This window comes from Methylobacterium platani (assembly GCF_001653715.1).
Taxonomy (GTDB): domain Bacteria; phylum Pseudomonadota; class Alphaproteobacteria; order Rhizobiales; family Beijerinckiaceae; genus Methylobacterium; species Methylobacterium platani.
In genome coordinates this window covers 21,149-41,793 of record NZ_LWHQ01000018.1, presented here as the reverse complement: position 1 = coordinate 41,793, position 20,645 = coordinate 21,149, and the positions used below count along the sequence as shown (strand labels likewise).

Annotated in this window: 17 protein-coding genes; 6 read left to right on the top strand and 11 right to left on the bottom strand. The window is 71.1% G+C overall.

The annotated features are described in order from the left end of the window. Positions 1 to 31 precede the first annotated feature (31 nt). The gene (locus A5481_RS11145; protein ID WP_048434787.1) at positions 32 to 328 is read left to right on the top strand and encodes a nucleotidyltransferase family protein; all 297 of its coding nucleotides are present in this window, start codon (positions 32 to 34) and stop codon (positions 326 to 328) included. A gap of 20 nt (positions 329 to 348) precedes the next feature. Here A5481_RS11145 and A5481_RS11140 read toward each other — a convergent pair whose 3' ends face one another. Together A5481_RS11140 and A5481_RS11135 are read right to left on the bottom strand one after the other, a co-directional pair. Further along, positions 349 to 618 carry a CopG family antitoxin gene (locus tag A5481_RS11140; protein ID WP_048434788.1) on the bottom strand — a complete coding sequence of 90 codons (270 nt, stop codon included), beginning with the start codon at positions 616 to 618 and terminating at the stop codon, positions 349 to 351. Continuing rightward, on the bottom strand, positions 599 to 886 hold the full coding sequence (locus A5481_RS11135) for a BrnT family toxin (RefSeq protein WP_245238909.1): 288 nt from the start codon (positions 884 to 886) through the stop codon (positions 599 to 601). The genes A5481_RS11140 and A5481_RS11135 overlap by 20 nt, the downstream gene beginning before the upstream one ends. 175 nt (positions 887 to 1,061) lie before the next feature. Here A5481_RS11135 and ligA point away from each other — a divergent pair, with 175 nt between their 5' ends. Continuing rightward, a complete protein-coding gene (gene ligA, locus A5481_RS11130; protein WP_048434790.1) occupies positions 1,062 to 3,542 on the top strand; it encodes an NAD-dependent DNA ligase LigA in 2,481 nt (826 codons plus the stop codon). Positions 3,543 to 3,574: 32 nt separating this feature from the next. Further along, complete coding sequence (locus A5481_RS11125; protein ID WP_048434791.1) at positions 3,575 to 4,444, top strand: 3'-5' exonuclease; 870 nt, start codon at positions 3,575 to 3,577, stop codon at positions 4,442 to 4,444. An 88-nt stretch (positions 4,445 to 4,532) separates the two neighbouring features. On the opposite strand, the gene A5481_RS11120 is transcribed toward A5481_RS11125, so the two are convergent. The 4 genes from A5481_RS11120 to A5481_RS11105 form a co-directional block, all read right to left on the bottom strand. Next, positions 4,533 to 4,760, bottom strand: coding sequence for a hypothetical protein (locus A5481_RS11120; RefSeq protein ID WP_048434792.1), 228 nt, complete (start codon positions 4,758 to 4,760; stop codon positions 4,533 to 4,535). Between the two features lie 184 nt (positions 4,761 to 4,944). Next, complete coding sequence (locus A5481_RS11115; protein ID WP_048429112.1) at positions 4,945 to 5,157, bottom strand: cold-shock protein; 213 nt, start codon at positions 5,155 to 5,157, stop codon at positions 4,945 to 4,947. A gap of 228 nt (positions 5,158 to 5,385) precedes the next feature. After that, on the bottom strand, positions 5,386 to 5,592 hold the full coding sequence (locus tag A5481_RS11110; RefSeq protein WP_048434793.1) for a hypothetical protein: 207 nt from the start codon (positions 5,590 to 5,592) through the stop codon (positions 5,386 to 5,388). 26 nt (positions 5,593 to 5,618) lie between these two features. Further along, positions 5,619 to 5,948 carry a DUF6496 domain-containing protein gene (locus A5481_RS11105; RefSeq protein ID WP_048434800.1) on the bottom strand — a complete coding sequence of 110 codons (330 nt, stop codon included), beginning with the start codon at positions 5,946 to 5,948 and terminating at the stop codon, positions 5,619 to 5,621. Positions 5,949 to 6,116: 168 nt separating this feature from the next. Between A5481_RS11105 and A5481_RS11100 the strand changes: the two genes are divergently transcribed. Next, positions 6,117 to 6,503 (top strand): hypothetical protein, encoded by a 387-nt coding sequence (locus tag A5481_RS11100; RefSeq protein ID WP_048434794.1) that lies wholly within the window; start codon positions 6,117 to 6,119, stop codon positions 6,501 to 6,503. A gap of 60 nt (positions 6,504 to 6,563) precedes the next feature. Here A5481_RS11100 and A5481_RS11095 read toward each other — a convergent pair whose 3' ends face one another. After that, on the bottom strand, positions 6,564 to 6,785 hold the full coding sequence (locus A5481_RS11095) for a hypothetical protein (RefSeq protein WP_048434801.1): 222 nt from the start codon (positions 6,783 to 6,785) through the stop codon (positions 6,564 to 6,566). Between the two features lie 167 nt (positions 6,786 to 6,952). On the opposite strand from A5481_RS11095, the gene A5481_RS11090 reads away from it, so the two are divergent. Further along, a complete protein-coding gene (locus tag A5481_RS11090; RefSeq protein ID WP_048434795.1) occupies positions 6,953 to 7,525 on the top strand; it encodes a type 1 glutamine amidotransferase domain-containing protein in 573 nt (190 codons plus the stop codon). 94 nt (positions 7,526 to 7,619) lie between these two features. Here the strand turns inward: A5481_RS11090 and A5481_RS11085 are convergent, their stop codons facing one another. The 3 genes from A5481_RS11085 to A5481_RS11075 all read right to left on the bottom strand — a co-directional run bounded on the left by A5481_RS11085 (position 7,620) and on the right by A5481_RS11075 (position 17,465). Then, the gene (locus A5481_RS11085) at positions 7,620 to 15,014 is read right to left on the bottom strand and encodes an ExeM/NucH family extracellular endonuclease (RefSeq protein WP_425350166.1); all 7,395 of its coding nucleotides are present in this window, start codon (positions 15,012 to 15,014) and stop codon (positions 7,620 to 7,622) included. Positions 15,015 to 15,494: 480 nt separating this feature from the next. After that, on the bottom strand, positions 15,495 to 16,502 hold the full coding sequence (locus A5481_RS11080; RefSeq protein ID WP_064503949.1) for a TRAP transporter substrate-binding protein: 1,008 nt from the start codon (positions 16,500 to 16,502) through the stop codon (positions 15,495 to 15,497). Between the two features lie 123 nt (positions 16,503 to 16,625). After that, entirely contained in the window at positions 16,626 to 17,465 is an 840-nt protein-coding gene (locus A5481_RS11075) for an HTD2 family dehydratase (RefSeq protein WP_048434796.1), read from the bottom strand. Positions 17,466 to 17,611: 146 nt separating this feature from the next. Between A5481_RS11075 and A5481_RS11070 the strand changes: the two genes are divergently transcribed. Beyond that, positions 17,612 to 19,642, top strand: a complete 2,031-nt coding sequence (locus A5481_RS11070) for an elongation factor G (RefSeq protein WP_048434797.1) — start codon at positions 17,612 to 17,614, stop codon at positions 19,640 to 19,642. A 6-nt stretch (positions 19,643 to 19,648) separates the two neighbouring features. Here the strand turns inward: A5481_RS11070 and A5481_RS11065 are convergent, their stop codons facing one another. Next, positions 19,649 to 20,629, bottom strand: coding sequence for a cation diffusion facilitator family transporter (locus tag A5481_RS11065; protein WP_064503948.1), 981 nt, complete (start codon positions 20,627 to 20,629; stop codon positions 19,649 to 19,651). Positions 20,630 to 20,645 lie beyond the last annotated feature (16 nt).

Here is a 20,645-nt window from a genome sequence, read left to right as displayed (position 1 = left end):
CTCGCGTCGGGCCGTGCGCTATCATGGACGCATGACCCGCGACGACGCCGTCTCACACCTCGAGGCGCATGCCGACAGCGTGCGGGCCATGGGCGCGACCGCGCTTTACCTGTTCGGATCGACGGTTCGGAACGAGGCCCGAGCTGACAGCGATCTCGATCTCTTCATCGACTACGATTCCGAGAGCCGGTTCAGCGGCTTCGACCTCGTCGGCATCAAGCTCTTCCTCGAGGACCGGTTGGGTACCGCGGTCGACGTGACCACCCGCGACAGCCTGCATCCGCGGTTGCGCGAGCGCATCGAACGCTCGGCGGTTCGCGTTTTCTGACGTCGACGCCAGATCGCGGCTCAACGTTCGCGCTTGGCTTCGTCCGGCAGGGACACAGCCAGTTCGAGCGCACGGCGGATGAACCGCTGGTACGGCATCCCCTCTCGTGAGGCCGACGCCTTGACGGCATCGAGCAGGTCTTTGGGCAAGCGCATGTTGACGCGCTCCGTTTTGGGCGAGAACTCGAACTGGGCCGGCTTGAATTGCGAAAAATCTAGACCGGACAGATCCTGATCGAGAAAAGCTTCGGCCTCCTCATCGGTGGCGAATTCAGGAACCCTGATGCTCATAGGATGCAACCTCCTTACGGTGCATGTAGCGAGCGCTGATCGGACGGATCGATGTCTCATCGCCATACTGCCTGATCGTGAAGGCAACGAAGATCGATCGACCGGCGGGCGTACGTCCGATGGCAATCAGGCGGTGCTCCGTCGCCGAATGCTTCAGATCGGGCGCGATCCGTGGCCGCCCACGCAAGGCGTCCTCGATCTCCGCGATCGAGACACCATGCTTCTGGCATTTCTCGCGATTGCCATCGTCCCACTCGATCCTGACCACCGGCACAGGCTGCTCCCGCCCATGATGCACACAAATGTATGTACAGAGCCAGGGTGGCGCCACAGTTAACGAAATGGGAGATTTCATCAGGCACGACACACGGAGACCCGCGCCCGCCGCTCCGACGCCGGGCGCCCGAGATCACGCCCGAACACCGTCCACGTCACGAGCGTCCATGCCCCCGACCCGCGACCCCGCCCTCGACGACCTCGACCCCAAGAGCGCGCAGAGCCTCCACGCCGCCCTCTCGGCGGAGATCGCGGAGCATGACCGGCGCTATCACGGCGAGGATGCGCCGACGATCTCGGATGCCGAGTACGATGCCCTGCGGCGCCGGCTCGAGGCGATCGAGGCGCGGTTTCCCGATCTCGCCGGCACCGGCGAGGCCTCGGCCAGCGTCGGCGCCAAGGCGTCGGACAAGTTCGCCAAGGTGCGGCACGCCGTGCCGATGCTGTCGCTCGGCAACGCCTTCTCGGACGAGGAGATCGGCGACTTCGTCGAGCGCGTCCGCCGCTTCCTCGGCCTGGCCGCGACCGACCCGGTCGCCTTCACGGCCGAGCCGAAGATCGACGGGCTGTCGCTGTCGCTCCGCTACGAGGGGGGCCGCCTCGTCACCGCGGCGACGCGGGGCGACGGCGAGGTCGGCGAGGACGTGACCGCCAACGTGCGCACCATCCGGGAGATTCCCGAGGTGCTGGCGGGCACGGACTGGCCGGCGATCTGCGAAATTCGCGGCGAGGTCTACCTGTCGCACGCCGATTTCGCCGGCATCAACGCGCGCCAGGAGGCGGCCGGCAAGCCGCTCTTCGCCAACCCGCGCAACGCCGCCGCCGGCTCGCTGCGCCAGCTCGATGCCGGCATCACCGCCTCGCGGCCGCTGCGGTTCTTCGCCTACGCCGCCGGCGAGATGTCCGACCAGCCGGCGGACAGTCAGTACGAGATGATCGAGGCGTTCCGGGACTGGGGCCTGCCGGTGAACCCGTTGACGGTCCTGTGCAGCGGCGCCTCCGAGATGCTGGCGCATTACCGCGCGATCGAGGCCGGTCGCGCCGATCTCGGCTACGACATCGACGGCGTCGTCTACAAGGTGGACTCGTTCGCGCTGCAGCGCCGCCTCGGCTTCGTGGCGCGTGCCCCGCGCTGGGCGCTCGCCCACAAGTTCCCGGCCCAGCGCGCCACGACCGTGGTCGAGGCGATCGACATCAATGTCGGGCGTACCGGCTCGCTCAACCCGCTGGCGCGCCTGAAGCCGGTGACGGTCGGCGGCGTCGTGGTGTCGAACGCCACGCTCCACAACGAGGACTACGTCCACGGCGTCGATGCCGACGGCCAGCCGATCCGCAGCGGCGTTCCGGTCTGGCACGGCCAGTCCTTGCGGGAAGGCGCCGACCTCGCGCAGGGCTCGGACGTCCGCGTCGGCGACACCGTGGTGGTGCTGCGCGCCGGCGACGTGATCCCGAAGGTCGCCGACGTGGTGCTGGAGCGCCGGCCCGCGGATGCCGTGCCCTACCGCTTCCCCGAGACCTGCCCGGCCTGCGGCAGCCACGCGGTGCGCGGCCTCAACCCCCGCACGGGCAAGCTCGACGCGGTGCGCCGCTGCACCGGCGGGCTGATCTGCCCGGCGCAAGGGCAGGAGCGGCTGAAGCACTTCGTCTCGCGCAACGCCTTCGACATCGAGGGCTTCGGCGAGACCTACATCGAGACCCTGTTCGAGGCCGGCCTGGTGCGCCAGCCCGCCGACCTGTTCCGGCTCGACTTCGAGCCCCTGAAGGCCGCCGTGGTGGCGCGGCGCCAGACGCTCTCGGCCGAGCGGGCGCTCGCCGCCGGCAAGGAGGTCAAGAAGGCGGGGAAGAAGAAGGACGACGAGGACAAGGCGATCAAGAACCTGCTCGCCGGGGTCGAGGCGCGCCGACACATCCCGCTCAACCGGTTCATCTTCGCGCTCGGCATCGAGCAGGTCGGCGATGCGACCGCCAAGGCGCTGGCCAAGCATTTCCCCGACATGCCGGCCCTGATGGCGGGCGTCGCGGCGGCCGCCGCCTGCCAGCCCGGGCCGGACTGGATCGCGCTCGAAACCCTGGACCGCGTCGGCGCCACCACCCGCGACCGGCTCGTCGCCGCGGCGGCCGAGGCGCCCGAGGCCGACCTGCTGGCCGGCGGCACCGTCGCGCGCCTGTCGGCGCCCCAGCGCGCCGCCCTGGTCGAGGCCTACGGCGACCCGGCCGGCGTGCGGGCGGCGGTGGAGCGGGCCGCCGCCCAGGTCCCGGGCGACGCCTACCGGGCGCTCGCCGACGACGGCGAGATCGGTGCGGTGACCACCGCCTCGCTGATCCAGTTCTTCTCCGAGGCGCACAACGTCGCGGCGGTGGAGGCGCTGCTCGCCGAGGTCGAGACCGAGCGGGCGGCGGCGCCGGCGCAGGGAGCGGCGTTCGGCGGCAAGACCGTGGTGTTCACCGGCAGCCTGGAGAGGATGACCCGCAGCGAGGCCAAGGCGACGGCCGAGCGCCTCGGCGCCAAGGTCTCGGGCTCGGTCTCGGCGAAGACCGACCTCGTGGTGGCCGGGCCCGGCGCCGGCAGCAAGCTCAAGGATGCCGAGAAGCACGGGGTCAGGGTGATCTCGGAGGAGGAGTGGCTCGCGATGGTGGCCGCCGCCTGAAAAACGGCGCCTTCTCGCGGAACAGGGCCGGCATGACCGGCCTCCGCACCCTCGCGATCGACTTCGAGACCGCCAACGAGCGCCGCGACAGCCCCTGCGCGGTCGGCCTCGCCTGGATCGAGGGCGGCCGCGTGGTAAGACGGGAGACGCGGCTGATCCGCCCGGCCGAGATGCGCTTCTCGCCGGGCAACATCCGGGTCCACGGCATCCGGCCGCGGGACGTGGAGCGGGCCCCGAGCTTCCCGGAGGCGATGGCGCCGTTCCTGCCGGAGATCGCCGGCAGCCTCGTGCTCGCCCACAACGCGAGCTTCGATGTCGGCGTCCTCGCGGCGACGTTGCGCGCCTACGGGCTGCCGCAGCCAGCCTACGCCTCGCTCTGCACGGTGCAGCTCGCCCGGCGGCACTGGCCCGGGGAGGGCGGGCAGGGGCAGGGCACCTACCGGCTCTCCTCGCTCGCCGCCCGCGTCGGCGTGACGTTTCGCCACCACGATGCCGGCGAGGACGCCTATGCCTGTGCGGAGATCGCGCTCGCGGTGATGCGGGAGGCGGGCGCGCCCGACATCGCCAGTCTCGCCCGCCGCCTCGGCCTCGCCCGGGACCGGGCCGGGGAGGGCGCCCGTGCGCCGGACGGCATCGCCGCGAGGGCCCTGCGGGGGGTGGCGCCGAGCCGAGCCCGCGCGCCGGTCCTGCACTTCGTCGTCCGGGGCAGCACGGGCACCCCCTACGACGTGCGGCTGGTCGAGGGCCGCGACGGCCTGCGCCTGCGCTGCTCCTGCGCCGGGGCACGGTTCCGCCCCGATTGCCGCCACGTCCGGGCGCTCGCCAACGGCGAGATCGACGCGCTCCTGTCGGACAATCCGGGTGACGTCGCGGCCCTGGCCGGGCTGCTGCGGGTGGGCTGAGGACCGTCCGGACACGACAAAGGCGGGTCCGCGCTCACGCGCGGCCCGCCTCGTACGATGACGGCGGTCTGGGTGACCTCGCGAGACCTCAGTGGGATTCGCGAAGGGCCACGGCGTTCGGCGTCAGGCCGAAGCGCTCGGCGAGGTGCCAGCGCAGCTCGCGGGACGAGTGATAGCCGTAGCTCTTGTCGATCAAATGGCTGACGTCGATCGGGCTTCTGCCCTCGCCGAAACGGCTGATCTGGTCGACATGAAAGGTAGAACCGTCGTTGAAGACGGTCGGCGCGCCGTCGCGCCGGGTGAACTCGAACAACATGATGTCTTTTCTTCTATCGTTGCGCCGCTCCTGAGCGGAGCGACTGTGCGTGGCAGGCGGCCATGCGGCCGCCGGCGGAGCCGTGGCGAGCCCGCAGGCTCACAACGCTCCAGTGCGGCCGAGGTTCCGTAATCTTAACGGGATTATCGTTAAGGCCACGTAAACCCGGGCCGGAAGGCCGCCTTCAGGCGACCTGCAGGTTCACGGCCGACATCTTCGTGCTGTCGCGCCGGTCGGCCTGCAGCTCGTACGAGACCTTCTGGCCTTCGACGAGGCCGCGCAGGCCGGCCCGCTCCACCGCGGAGATGTGGACGAACACGTCCTTGCCCCCGTTATCCGGCTGGATGAAGCCGAAGCCCTTCTGGTCGTTGAACCACTTGACAGTACCAGTATTCACGCGGTCGTCCTCGTCTCGTTAGAAGTCGCAGCGGACGGCCCTCGCACGAGGGCAGCACGGCGCGACGGCGCCAATTGTCCGGTCGGGGGCTTCGTGTGGTGGGCTCGGAAATCCCTCTCGGGACCCGTCGCCCGAGGCCGCCCGCCCGTTGCCGCTGACACCCATGTAGGAAGCCAGTCTGTCCGGAACAAGGCAGGGCGGCCATCATCGACGCGCGTCGTCCGCGTGTCAGCGGTTCGTGCGCCCGCGCTGGTTGGGATCGATCCCGCCCTGCGCCGTGGTGTCGTTCGCCACGTCGCCCTCGTCGGTGTTGGCCCCGGCCAGGTCCTCCGGGTCGCCGCCGGACATCGTCATGCCCTTCGAGGTGCCGATGCCGGGATTGCCCTTCAGGTCGGCGTCGGTCGGCGTGGTGGTCTTGGGCTGCTTCGAGGTCATGCGGTGCTCCGGGGGAATGATCGCGCTCAACGGTTGAGGGCCTGTTCCAGTTCGCCCCGGCTCATGCGCGAGCGGCCCTTGATGTCGCGGCGCTTCGCCTCGTCGTAGAGCGCGGCGCGGGTCGCATGGGACCGCGTGTCGCGCTCCTTGGCCCGGGTGCGGCGGAAGTTCGACCGGTTGTCGGCCGGGCTCTCCCGGTCCGAGGCGCCGGCCTCGCGCAGCGCGATGGCGATCGCCTGCCGGCGGTCGGTCACCGGCTCGCCGTCGTTGCGCTCCAGCTCGCCCTCCTTGAACTCGTGCATCACCCGGGCGATCGTGCCCTTCTGGGCCTCGGTGGTGGTCTTGCGTGCGGCCATCGGCGTCATCCGCTCCGTCCGGGGCGCGCGCTGCGCCCATGATGACCGGTCAACGCCCGCGACGCCGGGGCGTTTCGGCCGCTGCGGGACGGCCCTGCGTGGAATTCCCTGTCGCGTCCGGCAGATTGCTCCCATATAGGGGCGACATCGTACAGTGTCGGACGCTCCATGGCGGGTATCTCGGTTTCCCTCGAAGGTTCCAACATCCAGCTCTCGTTCCAGAAGGACGATCAGGCCACCGCGGTCATCATGGATGCCAGCGCGGCCCGCGCCCTCGTGCGCGCGGTGGGCCAGCTCCTCACGGTCATGCACGAGCCGGACGAGGGCGAGGCGGACGAGCTCGGCGACGACGAGTCGGCGATGCTCGACGTGACCTCCCCGGCGATCGAGGTCGGCACCGACGAGCAGGGCCAGGCCGTGGTGGCGCTCCAGGCCGGCGGGCTGCCGCCGTTCCAGCTCCGCCTGACCGACGAGGAGGCGCGGCACGTCGCCGCCTCCCTCAACGAGATCCTCAACGCGCCCCGCGACGTGCGCAGCTCGCATGGCGGGCACTGATCCGCGCTTGCGATCGTCGCCAACGAGAAAGGGCGCCCCGGAGGGCGCCCTTTCGTCGTTCTAGAACCGCGTGCCGGGATTGGCCGGGCCGCCCGGCAGGTAATCCGGCTCGGAGCCCGGCCCGGTCGGATCGGTGATGCCGGGATCGTTGACCGGGTAGGGCGAGCGCGGCCCGGTCGGGCCGGTATCGGGCAGCTCGTCGGGAGCGACCGGCGGCGGGATGTCGCCCGGGATGCCGCCGCCCGGGTTCGGCTCGTGGCCGGGCAGGCCTGGATTGGCCAAGCCGAGATCGGCCAAGTCGAGATCGGCCATGTCGTGCCTCCTCTGGGGATGGGATCGTGGGGATTCAACCGGCCCGGCCTGGGGCGGTTCCGTCGCGGCAGGCCCTCGGAACCGGCCTGACCCAGGGTCGTTGCCGGGCATCTCATGCTCTCTCGGAGAACGCTCCCGTGCCCAGCATCAAGACGGCCAGGATCCTCATCATGGCGACCGACGGCTTCGAGCAGGCCGAGCTCGAGGTGCCGAAGGCGAGGCTCGCCGAGGCCGGCGCCCAGGTCACCGTCGCCGCCCCGCAATCGCGGCAGAAGCCCGACAGCATCCGCGGCTGGGACGAGACCGACTGGGGCCGCCCGGTGACGGTCGACGCCGACATCGAGAACATCGACCCGGCCGCCTACGACGCCCTGGTGCTGCCGGGCGGCCAGATCAACCCGGACAAGCTGCGCCTGGAGCCGAAGGCGCTGGAGATCCTGCGCAGCTTCCTTGCCGGCGGCAAGGTCGTCGCCGCGATCTGCCACGCGCCCTGGCTGCTGGTCGAGGTCGGCGCCGCCAAGGGCCGCAAGATGACCTCGTTCGCCTCGATCAAGACCGACGTGATCAACGCCGGCGCCGAGTGGCACGACCTGCCGGTGGTGACCGACAAGGGCATCGTCACGAGCCGCAACCCGGGCGACCTCGACGCCTTCTCGGCCAAGATCATCGAGGAGGTGCAGGAGGGCCGCCACGACCGCGCCGCGGCCTGACCGACGGCGACCCGAAACGGGACAGGCCCGTGCGGCGGGTGCCGCGCGGGCCTGTCTCATGGGTGGAGAGCGTCCGGAGAGAGAGCCTCCCCTGCTACCCGATGTTGCCGGCGCCGAAGGTGGTGTCGCCGAAGCGCTCGCGGCCCTCGACCGCGCCGTATTGCAGGTAGTGCTGCATCGGGTCGATCCTGGCCTGCGCCACGTCGCCGTAGGCCCCGAGATACGCCGTGGTGTCGAAGCCCATCGAGGGATCGCGGCCCTCCTTCCAGCCGTACTGGTCGTAGTGCATCAGCGGGTCGATGCCCGCCGCCTTCACGTCCCCGTAGGCGTCGAGGTAGCCCTTGGTGTCGAACACCGCGTTCGGGTTGCGCCCCTCCTTCCAGCCGTAGGTCCGGTAGTGCTGGTAGGCGAAGGCGTAGGTGTCTCCCCCCGCCGCGCTCGCGGCGCGGGCCACGTCGGGGTTCGACAGCAGGTAGTACTCGGCGTCGAAACCCGGATGCACGGCGAGGTCGGGGGTGCGGCCGATCGCATCGGAGATCGCGCGGCCCTCGCCCTGGCCGTACTCGATGTAGTGCTTGAGCGGATCGATGCCTGCCGCCTTCACGTCCGCGTTGCGGGCGAGGTAGAGCTCGTTGTCGAAACGCGCCGACGGGTCGCGGCCCTCCTTCCAGCCGTACTGGTCGTAATGCTGGAGCGGATCGATGCCGGCGGCGCGCACGTCCGGGTTGGCGGCGAGGTAGCCGGAGGTGGAGAACAGCGCGTTCGGATCGCGGCCCTCCTTCCATCCGTAGGTCGCGTAGTGGGCGTCGGCGTCCTGGCCGGCGGCGAGCACGTCCTTGTTGCCGGCGAGGTAGAACAGGTCGTCGACCAGCGGCGCGCCGTCGCCGGTCACCACCGTCGCGTCGCTGAACAGGTAGCGCTCGAACCCGGTGACCCGGTCCTGGCCCTCCGGCCCGACGATCAGCGTGTAGGCGCCGTCGCGGGTCACGGTGGTGTCGGCGAGGCGGGAGTTGAACACCAGGGTGTCGTTGCCGGTCGGGCCGGTGAGGGACCGGCCGCCGAGCAGGATGTCGTTGCCGGGCGAGTTGACGATGACGTCGTCGCCGGCGCCGCCGCTGATCAGGTCGTCGAAGGCCGTGCCGGTCAGAACGTCGTTGCCGTCGGTGCCGGTCCGGCTGATCCCGCGGTCGAGCACCGTGTCGCCGCGCGCGGCGAGGTTCTGGATCCGGGTATCGCCGGCCGGCGTCGTATCGGCGGTGCCGTAGGGGGTCTTGGTGGTGAAGGCGCGCAGGTACTCGGCCAGCGCGTCCTGCTCGGTGCCCTGCGCGGCGAAGGTCGCGGAGTTCGGCAGCGAGGCGCCCGGCCGGGCGGAGGCCAGCGCCACCTTGTTCTCGCCGTAGGCCGGGAACGGGTAGTTGTCGCCCCCCAAGCCCGGCGCGGTCGCGGTGCCGGTGGCCAGGAAGTCGAGGGTGACGGTGCGGATGCCGCGATTCGGGTCGCCGACGATCTGGCCGTTCTGCACCAGCGTGTCGACGATCCGGCCGGCCTCGTCGACGATCGCCGCGTTGAGGATCCGCTGGCCCTCGCGGGTGACGGAGCCGTTGGCGTCGAGGGTCTGCGAGGTCCGGGTGGCGTCGAAGGAGAAGCTCAGGCCGCCGATCTGCGGGAACTGGCCCGGGGTCGCGCCGGCGGCGGTCGCCGAGACCGCGTGCTCCAGGATCCGCTTCATCTCCAGCGCCGAGACCGTGGTGACGGCGAGCGCGTTGTTGAAGCGCAGCGAGTTGGTGACGTCGAGCTGCGAGATGTCGCCCGCCTGCTTGCCCGCGGACGGGTTCGCCGCCGGGGGCAGCTCGGCGGTCCCGCCGCCGGCGGTCGAGAACGAGCCGATCGAGTCGCGCAGGCCGCCGCCGTTCTTGATCGAGACCGCGACCGAGGAATCGTACTGCTTGGCGTACCAGAGGTTGGCATCCGCCGAGAGGTCGCCGAGGTTGGTCTCCTCGGTGCGGACCTCGCCGCGGCGTCCCTCGAGGTAGACGCTGGTGCGACCGAGGATGTTGCCGTCCTGCTGGCGGATGATGTCGGCGACGCCGGCGGTCTCCTGGACGCCGTCGTTGTTGACGTCGAGACCCTCGATCATCTCACGCGCGAGGAAGCCCTTGGTGCCGGGGGCGAAGGCCGCGGCGGTCGAGCCCCAGAGCTGCGCCACGCTGGTGTCGTCGACCGCGACGGCGCCGGAATTCTGCGGCGTGATCGAGTCGCGGATGATGTTGCCCTGGTCGTCGAAGGTGACGGTCAGGCGGCCGACATACGAGTACTCGGAGGCGGTGTTGACCAGCGCCAGGGTCTGGCCCGAGGCGTTGGTGAAGAACTGGGGGTAGGCCCCGCCCGAGACGTCGCCCGGCAGGAGCCGGTCGTTCGAGTCGGAGAGCAGGGTGTGCGAGCCGCCGCCGATCAGCACGTCGACGTTGCGCAGGAGCGGGGCCAGCGCCTGCTCGTTGGCGAGCTGCTGCAGGTGCGTGCCGACGATCACCTTGTTGAGGCCGGGATTGGCCGCCAGCACCCGGTCGACCTCGGCGTTGATCTGCTGGGCGAGCAGCGCGATCTCGTCGCGGCCGGTGAAACCGTCGAGCGTCACGTTGCCGAGGGTGGTCAGCAGCGGCTCGAGCTGGGTGGTGGCGCCGATGAAGGCGATCTTCTCGCCGTTCTCGACGATGATCGTCGACTTGGCGATCTTGTCGGCGCCGGTGCCGGTCTGGGTCGAGGTCGGGCCGGTCTGCGCGAAGGTGGCGTCGTCGCCGTCCCGGTGGACGAGGCCGGACAGCGCCGAGTCGCGGGAGAAGTTCAGGTTGGTGGACAGGTAGGGGAATTGCGACCCGACCCAGGTGTCGTCGGACGCACCCGCCGCGGAGCCGAGATTGGCGCCGATGATGTTGGCGACCTCGTTGGGGCCTGAGTCGAACTCGTGGTTGCCGAACACCGCGGCCTGGACGCCGATGATGTTCTGGATCGTGATGTCGGCCCGGCCCGGCGAGGCGGTGAGCCGGTTGTAGGCATTGGCGCCCGACAGCCCGTAGAGCTGGTTGTAGACGCCGTTATAGGTCGCGTTCAGCTGCGGGTCGGCGCCGGCGATGAAGAACGGGCTCGGGATCCAGCCGTCGCCGGTCGAGAGCGTGATCGAGTTCGGGGTCGCATCCTCGAGCTTGTCGACGATCGCCGCGAAGTTCGGGGCGCGCTGGGTCGCCAGCAGGCCGGCCTCCCAGTCCGAGGCGTGCAGGATCTGGAGCGTGTAGGTCATCGGGGCGGCCTGCTGGGTGGTGAAGTCGAGCTGGTCCTGCGCGAGGCCCGCGAAGGCGTTGCCGGCCGTGTCGGTGAAGGCGCCCTTCGGCACGATCACGTCGTAGGCGGTGCCGGCCTTGAGATTGGCGCTCGGGTTGATCGTGACGACGTCGCCCGAGATCGCGACCTGCGTGGCGTCGGAGACAGCGATGGTGCGGGTGTCGCCCGCCCCGTCGGTGAGCGTGATCGCACCGGTGCCGGCCTTCACCGCCTCGCTGAAGCGCAAGGTGAGGTCGGCGCCCGGGGCGATCCCGGTGGCGTCGTCGGCGGGCGAGGCGGCGACGAGGGTCGGGGCGGTCTGGTCGAGCTTGAGGCCGACCAGTACCGGGTCGTGGTCGGATTCGCGGGCGGCGACCCGGCCGTCGAAATACGAGGCGGGCCGGTTGAAATCGAGGTTGTAGTCGATCGCGTCGGCCTCGTCGGCGTTGACGTGCCACTCGGTCACGCCGGTCACCTGGCCGTTGAGGCTGCCGTTGGCGAAGGCGTGGTCGAGGGCGCCGTAGGCCCCGTCGAAGACGTAGGAATACGGGTCGGCGAGGCGGTCCTCGGCGAGGTTGGTGAAGCCGCCGGCCTTGATGAGGTCGAGCGCGTCCTCCTTGAGGTAGGCGTTGAAGTCGCCGAGCAGGATCACGTCGGAATCCTGCGTGCCGGTCGGCCTCGTCGCCACCCACCGGGTGAGCGCCTGGGCGGCGAGCTCGCGCTGCTGCTGCCAGGCACCCTGGCCGTCGCCCTGGTCGGCATCGGCCCCGGTGCCGGTGCCGCCCTTCGACTTCAGGTGGTTGATCACCGCCGTGAAGTCCTCGCCCGTGGCGTTCTCCCGGAACGTCACCGCCAGGGACGCGCGGCTGGTATTCGCCCCGTTGAAGACGTGGCCGATCGTGCTCTGCTGCAGCAGCGCCGGATCGATCCGCGCCACGTCCGCGTCGTCGAGCGTCTCGATCGTGGTGTTGAGCGCGACGCCGACCTTGCCCGGCTTGTAGATGAAGCCGACCGCGATGGCGTCGCCGCCGAGGAACTGGCCCCGGTCGAGCTGGTTGCCCGGGTTGACGTAGGCGTAGGTGCCGGCCCCGGCCCGGGCGTTGAGCTGGCCGACGAGGTATTCGAGCGCGTTGCCCGGGTTGCCCGGCTGGAACTGGTTCTCGAGCTCGGTCAGGCCGAGCACGTCGGCGCCGGTGCCGATCAGCGTGGTGACGAGCTTCTCGGTCTGGCGCGCAAGCTCCTCGCTCGTGTTGGCGCCGCGGGGCTGCTGGCCGATCGCCGTCGTCGTGCTCGACGAGGCGGCGAGCGTCGTGAAGTAGTTGAGGACGTTGAGGCTGCCGACCTTCAGCGTGCCGCCGACCGGGTCCGGGGCCGCGGGCCGCGGGTTGGCCCTGGTGAAGGTGTTCGCGCCGTCCTCGATCGACCGGACGCGGAAGGCGTTGGTCGGGCCGAAGCCGAGGGTGCCGGTGAGACCCGTCACGGTATCGCCCATGCGGGGCGCCGTGGCGGTGGAATAGGTCGGGCCGAGCCCGTCGAGATTCTCGACCGGAAGGTTCTGGCTGTTCGACCCGTCGTCGTAGGTGATCGAGCGGGCGGTGGTCTGGGCCAGATACGCGGCGTAGGCTTGGGAATTCGGCTCGAACTCGTTGGTGAAGGTCTCGGGCCGCCCGCCCGCCGCGAGGCGGATCTCGTCGAAGCGGTCGAGGTTGAATTGCTCCGAGATCGCCAGGGTCTGCGGGAACCGGACCAGCATGCCCTCGTAGCGCTCGAGATCGGGCTGCGCCGCGGTGCCGGTGCCGACGACCCCGGCCGCCGGCAGGGTCACGTCGACGGCCTGCGCCTTGACCTCGGCGGCCGAGAGCGCGCCGGCCTGGACGACCTGGATGCCGGAGGCGGCGTTGACGGTGAGCTGCGTCTCGCCGTTGAACTCGGTGACCGTGCCGGTGACCCGGACCCGGTCGCCCTCGGCGACGTCGACGAGGCGGTTGCCGGTGCCCTCGTAGACGAACACGCCCTCCGAGGTCAGCGGGTTGCCGTCCTGGTCGGCCTTCTCCTCCTGGAGGGTGAAGCCGCCGAGGTTGCGCTTGCCGTCCGCGTCGCCGTTCTGGAAGTCGCCGACGACGATCGCCTCGATCGTGACCGTCCGGCCGACGAGCGGGCTCGCGCCGCCGGTGCCCTGCACCGCCGAGATCAGGGTGACGTCGTCGTTGACGATGGTGCCGGTGGCGGTGGCGTTGCTCGCGCTCACGCTGGCGGTGATGCCGGCCTGGTCCGAGCCGGCGCCGAGGAGCTTCAGCGCGAAGGTCTCGTTCGCCTCCGGCACCGCGTCGCCCTGCACGGTGACGGTGACCACCGCCGACGATGCGCCGGCCGGGATCGTGCCGGCGAGGGTCAGCGGCAGAGCCGGGCTGCCGGCGAAGTCGGCCGGGTTGGCCGGGTTCGTGCCGGTGCCGGTCAGCTCGGCCGTGAAGGCGACGGCGCCGAGCGTGCCGTTCGAGCGCTGGACCGTGAAGCTGAAGGTCGTGGTGCCGCTGTCGCCCTCGGACCGGCTGAGCTTGAGCGAACCGGGCGCGAAGGAGATCTCCTGCATCGTGCCCTGCGGCAGCGCGGCGTACAGGGTCGCACCGCCATTCGCCACCTCGTTGGCCGAGACCACGAGGTTGGTGCCGGTCGGGTTGCGGTCGGCGGGGATGAAGGTCAGCACCTCGGGGCCGAGATCCGCGGCCGAACCGGCGAGCGGCGGCACGTAGGAGACGTAACTGGCGTTCGCCGGGTCGGTCACGTCGTAGACCAGGATGCCGCTCTGGCGCTCCAGGCCGACGAAGGCGTAAATGCGCCCGTTGACCGTGCCGACGGTGATGCCCTCCGGCTCCGGCCCCTTGTTGTCGGAGCGGTCGTCGGGCGTGGCGGCGACGGTCTGGTCGTTGTTGAACCGTTCCGGCGCGATCCGGGCGAAGATCTTCTCGAATTCGCCGCCGGTCTCGCGCACCTTGGTGATCGTGCCGTCGGCGTTCTGGCGGAAGATCGAGATGCCGCGGCCGCCGAGCGTGGTGAGCCGGTCGATCACCCCGTCGCCGTCGGTGTCGCCGGTGCGCAGCAGCACGTTGAGGCGGGCATAGGCCGGATCGGACTTGAGCTGCTGGAGCGCCGGGGTCAGGCGGCTGTTCGGCACCGCGCTCAGGCGCGACACGTCGTTCGCGTCGTCGGCGCCGCCGATCACCCGCTGGTCGCCCTCGTTGGCGGTCACGAAGTAGGTCGCGCCGCCGGTGGAGAAGGAGGCGATGCTGTCGGGCTGGAGCAGGCCGTAGATCGGCGTGCCGGCGGGCGTCGCCGCGATGCGGATCGCGGGACCGCCATTGGCCCCGTCGCGATCGGAGGCGTCGAACTCGTTGCCGGGAAGCGCGTGGTCGACCGCGCCGAGCGGCTGGATCGCGATCGGCGCCGTGCCGGGATTGGTGAGGTCGATCACCGCGACGCCGTTCACCTCCTGCAGGGTGACGTAGGCGAAGCGGTTGTCGGGCGAGATCGCGATGTATTCCGGCTCGATGTCGGCGGACGCGGCCTTGCCGGGCGTGATCGCGAGGCCGCGGGCGCGCAAGGTGGCCTCGGCGCCGTTCAGCCCCTCGAACCCGACCGTCGCGACGACCGAGGCGCCGGCCGCCCCGGCCGAGACGTCGATGATCGAGACGCCGCCGACCGGGTTGCTGGCGGCGCTCGCCTGCTCGCCCTCGTTGGCGACGAGGAGGCGGGTGCCGTCGCGGTTGAAGACCAGCTGGTCGGGCCCGACCCCGACGGCGAGGGAGCGCTGAAGCACGCCGGCGGCGTTGAACAGGGCGACGCGGCCGGGCGCATCGCCGGTCGCATTGGCATACGCCACCGCCACGAGGCCGTTGAACACGGCGACCGAATTGACCGCGCCGTACTGCTCGAGGCCGGAGAGCAGGATCTCGCCCGACTTGGCGAGAGAGCCGGCGGCATCGAGGGTGACGATCTCGATCCGGTTCTCGTTGGTGTTCTGGACGTAGAGCCGGCTCGTCGACGAATCGTAGGCCACCACCTCGGCGTTCGGCGCGATCGACGTCGCGGCGTCGTTGGTGGTCGCGTAGGCGCCGAGCCGCACGAGCTGGAGCGCGTTCGTCGCCGTCGGCGGCGTCGTGGCGGTGGCGCCCGACAGGCCCTGGAGCGAGGGCGCCGCGTCGAAGATCGCGGTGCCGTTGACGAGCGTCGTGGCCATGGGTTCCAGAGTCTCCGGGCGCGCGGGAACGGCGGCGGCGCGAGAGACGGGCGCCGCCTTTCAGCGCGAAGCTGTTAGGTCTTGAAAGGGCTGGAAGGCGCGCGCCGGCACCGGGCGCGCCTGCGATCGTTCGACGTGTCGGGCCGGTGGGGCGAGGTTGCCGTGTTACGGCATGTTTCGGACTGTGTTCACTCTGTATGAGCGGTTTGCGACAGTGCTGTGAAGGTCGATCCGCGCGGGAATTCCGATCTGTTTCCGGCCCGCATTGACTAGCGATGGTTGCATCGTTTCCCGGCGAAACAGTTTTCCGGGACTCCGACGTCGTGACGGCATCGCCATACGAGAGCGCCCCGCCGTCGCTCTCGCGACGGCGGGGCGCTCTGGCCCGTCGGATCGGTGGAACCGGCCGGGGAGGGCCGCCTACTGCGTCCCGCCCTTCGCCTCCTTCTGGAACTCCTCGATCACGTCCTTGCCGACGCGCTTCGTCATGTCGGCGGTAACCGGCTCCAGGGCCGCCTTCCAGGCCGCCTTCTCGTCGGCGGTCAGGGTGATGAGCGTGGTCTTGCCCGACTTCTTCATCTCGTCGAGCGCCTCGGCATTGTCCTTATCGGCGACCTCGTTGGCGTAGACCGTCGCCTCCGTCATCGCCTTGTCGAGCTCGGCCCGGATCTCGGCCGGCAGGCCGTCCCAGAACTTCTTGTTGGTGATCACCGCGTAGCCGATATAGCCGTGATCGGACAAGGTGATGTACTTCTGCACCTCGTGGTGCTTCTGGGTGTACATGTTCGAGGGCGTGTTCTCCGAGCCGTCGACCACGCCGGTCTGCATGCCCTGGTAGACCTCCGAGAAGGCCATCACCTGCGGGATCGCGCCGAGCGCGCGGAACTCGGCCTCCAGCACCTTCGAGGACTGGATTCGCATCTTCAGACCGCGGAAGTCGGCGGGCATCCGCAACGGCTTGTTGGCGCTCATCACCTTGAAGCCGTTGTCCCAGTAGGCGAGCCCGGTGATGCCCTTCGTCTGCAGCTTGTCGAACAGGCGCTTGCCGAGCGCCCCGTCGGTGACCCGGCGCAGGGCCGCCTTGTCGGGCAGGATGTAGGGCAGGTCGAAGACCTCGAACTCCTTGGCGCCGAGCGGGCCGAACTTCGCCAGCGACGGCGCCAGCATCTGCACCGCACCGAGCTGCAGCGCCTCGACCTCCTCCTTGTCCTTGAACAGCTGCGAGTTCGGGTAGACCTCGACCTTGACCCGGCCAGCCGTGTACTTCTCGGCCAGCTCCTTGAACTTGTCGGCGCCGCGGCCCTTCGGCGTGTCCGGCGCGACCACGTGGCTGAACTTGATCACGATCGGCGCCTGCGCCAGCGCCGCCCCCGACAGGAGCATGAGGGCGGTACCGGCCGCGAGGGCGCGGCGGGTCAGGGTGAGCATGGCGTTTCCTCGTCGTTGTTCTCGGGTTTGGTCGTCAGGCTGACAGTTCGGGTCCGCCGGCGCAATGCGCCGATCGCCTAACCCTCCGCCTCCATCCTCAAGGCTCGGCCTCCGCCTCCATCCTCAAGCCTCGGCTTCCGCCTCCATGTGGACGCGGCCGTCGATCGCCGTCCAGGCGCGGAACCCCTCCCCCTCGCGCTGTCCCGCCACCGCGAAGCGCGATCCGGCGATCATCGGCGCGACGCCGCGATAGCGGAACCGAGCCGGCACCCGGCCGAGACGGCTGGCGGCGAGGTTGAGGAGCAGGCTCGCCTGCATCGGCCCGTGCACCACCAGGCCGGCATAGCCCTCGACCTGCGTCGCGTAGGGGTGGTCGTAGTGGAAGCGGTGACCGTTGAAGGTCATGGCCGAGTAGCGGAACAGCAGCACCGGATTCGCCTCGACCGACCACGCGGCCTCGTCCCCGGCGGGCACCGGCTTTTGCGCCGGCGCGGCGTCGCCCGGCCGGCTCGCCTCGCGGTAGACGATGTCCTGCCGGTCGCGGATCGCGATCCCGCGCGGCGTCTCGTACTCGTGCCGGACGGTGACGAAGCAGAGCGTGCCGGTGCGCCCGGTCTTGACCGCCAGGTCGGCGACGGTCTCGCGCCGCACCACCCGGTCGCCGACGCGCAGGGGGGCGAGGGTCTCGACCTCGCCGCCGGCCCACATCCGCCGCGGCAGCGGCACCGGCGGCAGGAACCCGCCCTTCGCCGCGTGGCCGTCGGGGCCCAGCGTCTCGGCGGCCGGGGTCTCGGGGGCGAGGCACCAGTGGAGCGCCAGCGGCGCCTCGCCCGAGGCCACCGGGGCGAGCCGGGGGGCGAGCGTCGCCCGGTACTCGGCCACAAGGCGCGGCGTCACGAAGTCCTCGACCTCCCGGGTGCGGCCGATCCAGCCGCGCAAGTGGTCGATGTCGATCTCGGGCATCGGGTGCGTCCCTGGTCCTGCCGCCCGCCGTGCCGGGCCTGTCGGCCATATAACGGCCTGCCTTCGCGCCTGCACACCTGCGGCCTGGACCGCGCATCGGCCCGGTGCTTAACTCCCTGTCAACAAAGACAGGGTGGAGACGTCACGTGGCTGCGCAGCACAGGTGCATCGCGATCGTCGGTCCGTTCCAGAGCGGCAAGACCGCCCTGCTCGAGGCCATCCTCCATCGCACCGGCGCGATCGACCGGCCGGGGCGCGCCGGCGCCCGCGCCGGCGACACCTCGCCCGAGGCGCGGGCGCACGGCATGAGCGTCGAGCCCGCCTTCGCCACGACGCGCTTCCTCGGCGACGCCTTCACCTTCGTCGATTGTCCCGGCTCGATCGAGTTCGGGCACGACCTCAAGGCGGTCCTGCCGGCATGCGACGCCGCCATCGTGGTCTGCGAGGCCGACGAGCGGAAAGTGCCGGCCCTGGAGCTGACCCTGCGCGAGCTCGAATCCGCCGGCATCCCGCACCTGCTCTTCATCAACAAGGCCGAGACCGCGCCGGGCTCGCTGCGCGACGCGCTCGCGCTGCTGCAACCCGCCTCGCGGGTGCCGCTGCTGATGCGCCAGATCCCGCTGATCGAGGGCGAGACGGCGGTGGGCTTCATCGACCTGGCGCTGGAACGCGCCTTCATCTGGCGCGAGCAGGCTCCGAGCGAGGTCGTGGCCCTGCCCGACGGCGAGCTGCCGCGGGAGAAGACCGAGCGCTACACGATGCTGGAGCGCCTGGCCGACCACGACGACGCCCTGATGGAGGACCTGATCGGCGAGATCGAGCCGCGGGCCGACCGGGTCTTCGCCGATCTCGCGAGCGAGCTGCGCCGGGGCCAGGTGGTCTCGGTGCTGTTCGGCTCGGCCGAGCACGGCCACGGCATCACCCGCCTGCTGAAGGCGCTCCGGCACGAGGCGCCGGGCCTGCCCGAGACCTGCGCCCGCCTCGGCGTCGCCGCGGAAGGGGCGCCGCTCGCGCAGGTGATGAAGACCCTGCATACCGGCTTCGGCGGCAAGCTCTCGGTCGCCCGGGTGCTGCGGGGTGCGATCCGCGAGGGCGAGGCGGCGACGGGGTCGGGCGGCGGCACCGCCCGGGTGGCGGCGCTCACCCATCTCGCCGGCGCCTCCGGCCACCGCGTGCCGGAGGTGCGGGCGGGCGAGGTCGCGGGCTTCGCCAAGCTCGAGAGCATCGCCACCGCCGAGACCATGGCCACCGGGGGCGAGGCGCCCGAGGCGCTGGCGGCCCTGCCGCCGCCCGAGCCCGTCCACGCCCTGGCGCTCCGGGTGCGCGACCGCAAGGACGACGTGCGCCTCTCGGCGGCGCTGACGAAGCTCGCCGAGGAGGATCCGGCGCTCCGGGTCGAGCACCGCGCCGAGCTCGGCGACCTGCGCCTGTCGGGCCAGGGCGAGATGCACCTGCGGGTCGCGGTGGAGCGATTGAGCTCGCGCTTCGGCATCGGGGGCGAGACCGAGCCGGCGCGGGTCGCCTATCGCGAGACGATCCGGGGCGCGGCCGAGGCGCGGGCGCGGCACAAGAAGCAGACCGGCGGCCACGGCCAGTTCGCCGACGTGGCGCTCGCGGTGCGGCCGCTGCCGCGGGGCGAGGGGTTCCTGTTCGAGGACGAGGTGGTCGGCGGTGCGGTGCCGCGCCCGTACATCGCCTCGGTCGAGGCCGGCGCCCGGGCCTTCACCGCCAAGGGGCCGCTCGGCTTTCCGGTCGTCGACATCGTCGTGACCCTGAAGGACGGCGCGGCGCACGCCGTCGATTCCTCGGACGCCGCGTTCCAGGCCGCGACGCGGCTGGCGATGGAGGAGGCGCTGGCCAAGGCGGGCCCGGTGCTGCTGGAGCCGATCCTGGCGGTGTCGATGGCGGTGCCGGGCGGTGCCACCGCGAAGGCCACCGGCCTCGTCACCGCCCGCCGCGGCCAGATCCTCGGCTTCGACGCCCGCCCCGGCTGGGCCGGCTGGGACGTGGTCGAGGCGCTGATCCCCGAGGCCGAGATGACCGACCTGATCGTCGAGTTGCGCTCGGCCACCGCCGGGATCGGCACCTTCACCACCCGCTTCGACCACCGGGCCGAGCTGACCGGCCGCGCCGCCGACGCGGTGCTGGCGCGCCAGCCGGTGCGCAAGGCGGGGTGACGGCCCCTACACCACGTGGTCCGGCGCGAGCGCGCAGGCCGGGCCGCCGGCCAGCTCGACCTGCAGCGTGACGTGGGCGATGCCGAAGCGCCGCCGCAGCAGGCCGGCGCAGTCGCCGAGGAAGGCGTTGCCGGGATGGCCCTCGGGCATCACCAGGTGGGCGGTGAGCGCCGTCTCGGTGGTGCTCATCGGCCAGACGTGGAGGTCGTGGACCTCCGCCACGCCCGGCCGCTCGGCGAGGCAGGCCCGCACGTCGGCCGGGTCGATGCCGGGAGGCACGGCGTCGAGCGACAGCACGACACTGTCGCGCAGGAGCCCCCAGGTGCCGGCGATGATCACCGCCACGATGACGAGGCTGGTGACCGGATCGACCCAGGTCCAGCCGGTCCACAGAATGACGAGGCCGGCCACCACGACGCCGGCCGACACCGCGGCATCCGCCAGCATGTGCAGGTAGGCGCCGCGCACGTTGAGGTCGCCCTTGCGGCCCGACGCGAACAGCCAGGCGGTGACCCCGTTCACCGCGATGCCGATCAGCGCCACGATCGTGACGGTCAGGCCCGGAACCGGCGCGGGTTCGCTGAAGCGCTGCACCGCCTCGAGCGCGATGGCGCCGACCGCGACCAGCAGGAACACCGCGTTGAACAAAGCCGCCAGGATCGACGACGAGCGCAGGCCGTAGGTGAACCGCGCCGTCGGCTGGCGCCGGCCGAGCGTCGCCGCCGCCCAGGCGACGACGAGGCCGAGCACGTCGGACAGGTTGTGGCCGGCATCGGCCAGGAGCGCCACCGAATCGGTGAGGAAGCCGTAAGTCCCCTCGATCAGCACGAAGCCGGTATTGAGCGCGATGCCGATCGCGAAGGCGCGGCCGAAATTCGCCGGGGCGTGGACGTGGCCGGGGCCGTGACGATGCCCGTGTCCATGGGCGTGATCGTGCCCATGGTCATGGTCGTCATGATCGTGCGCGTGGTCGTGGTGCTGGCCCATGCCCGGTTCCTGGTTC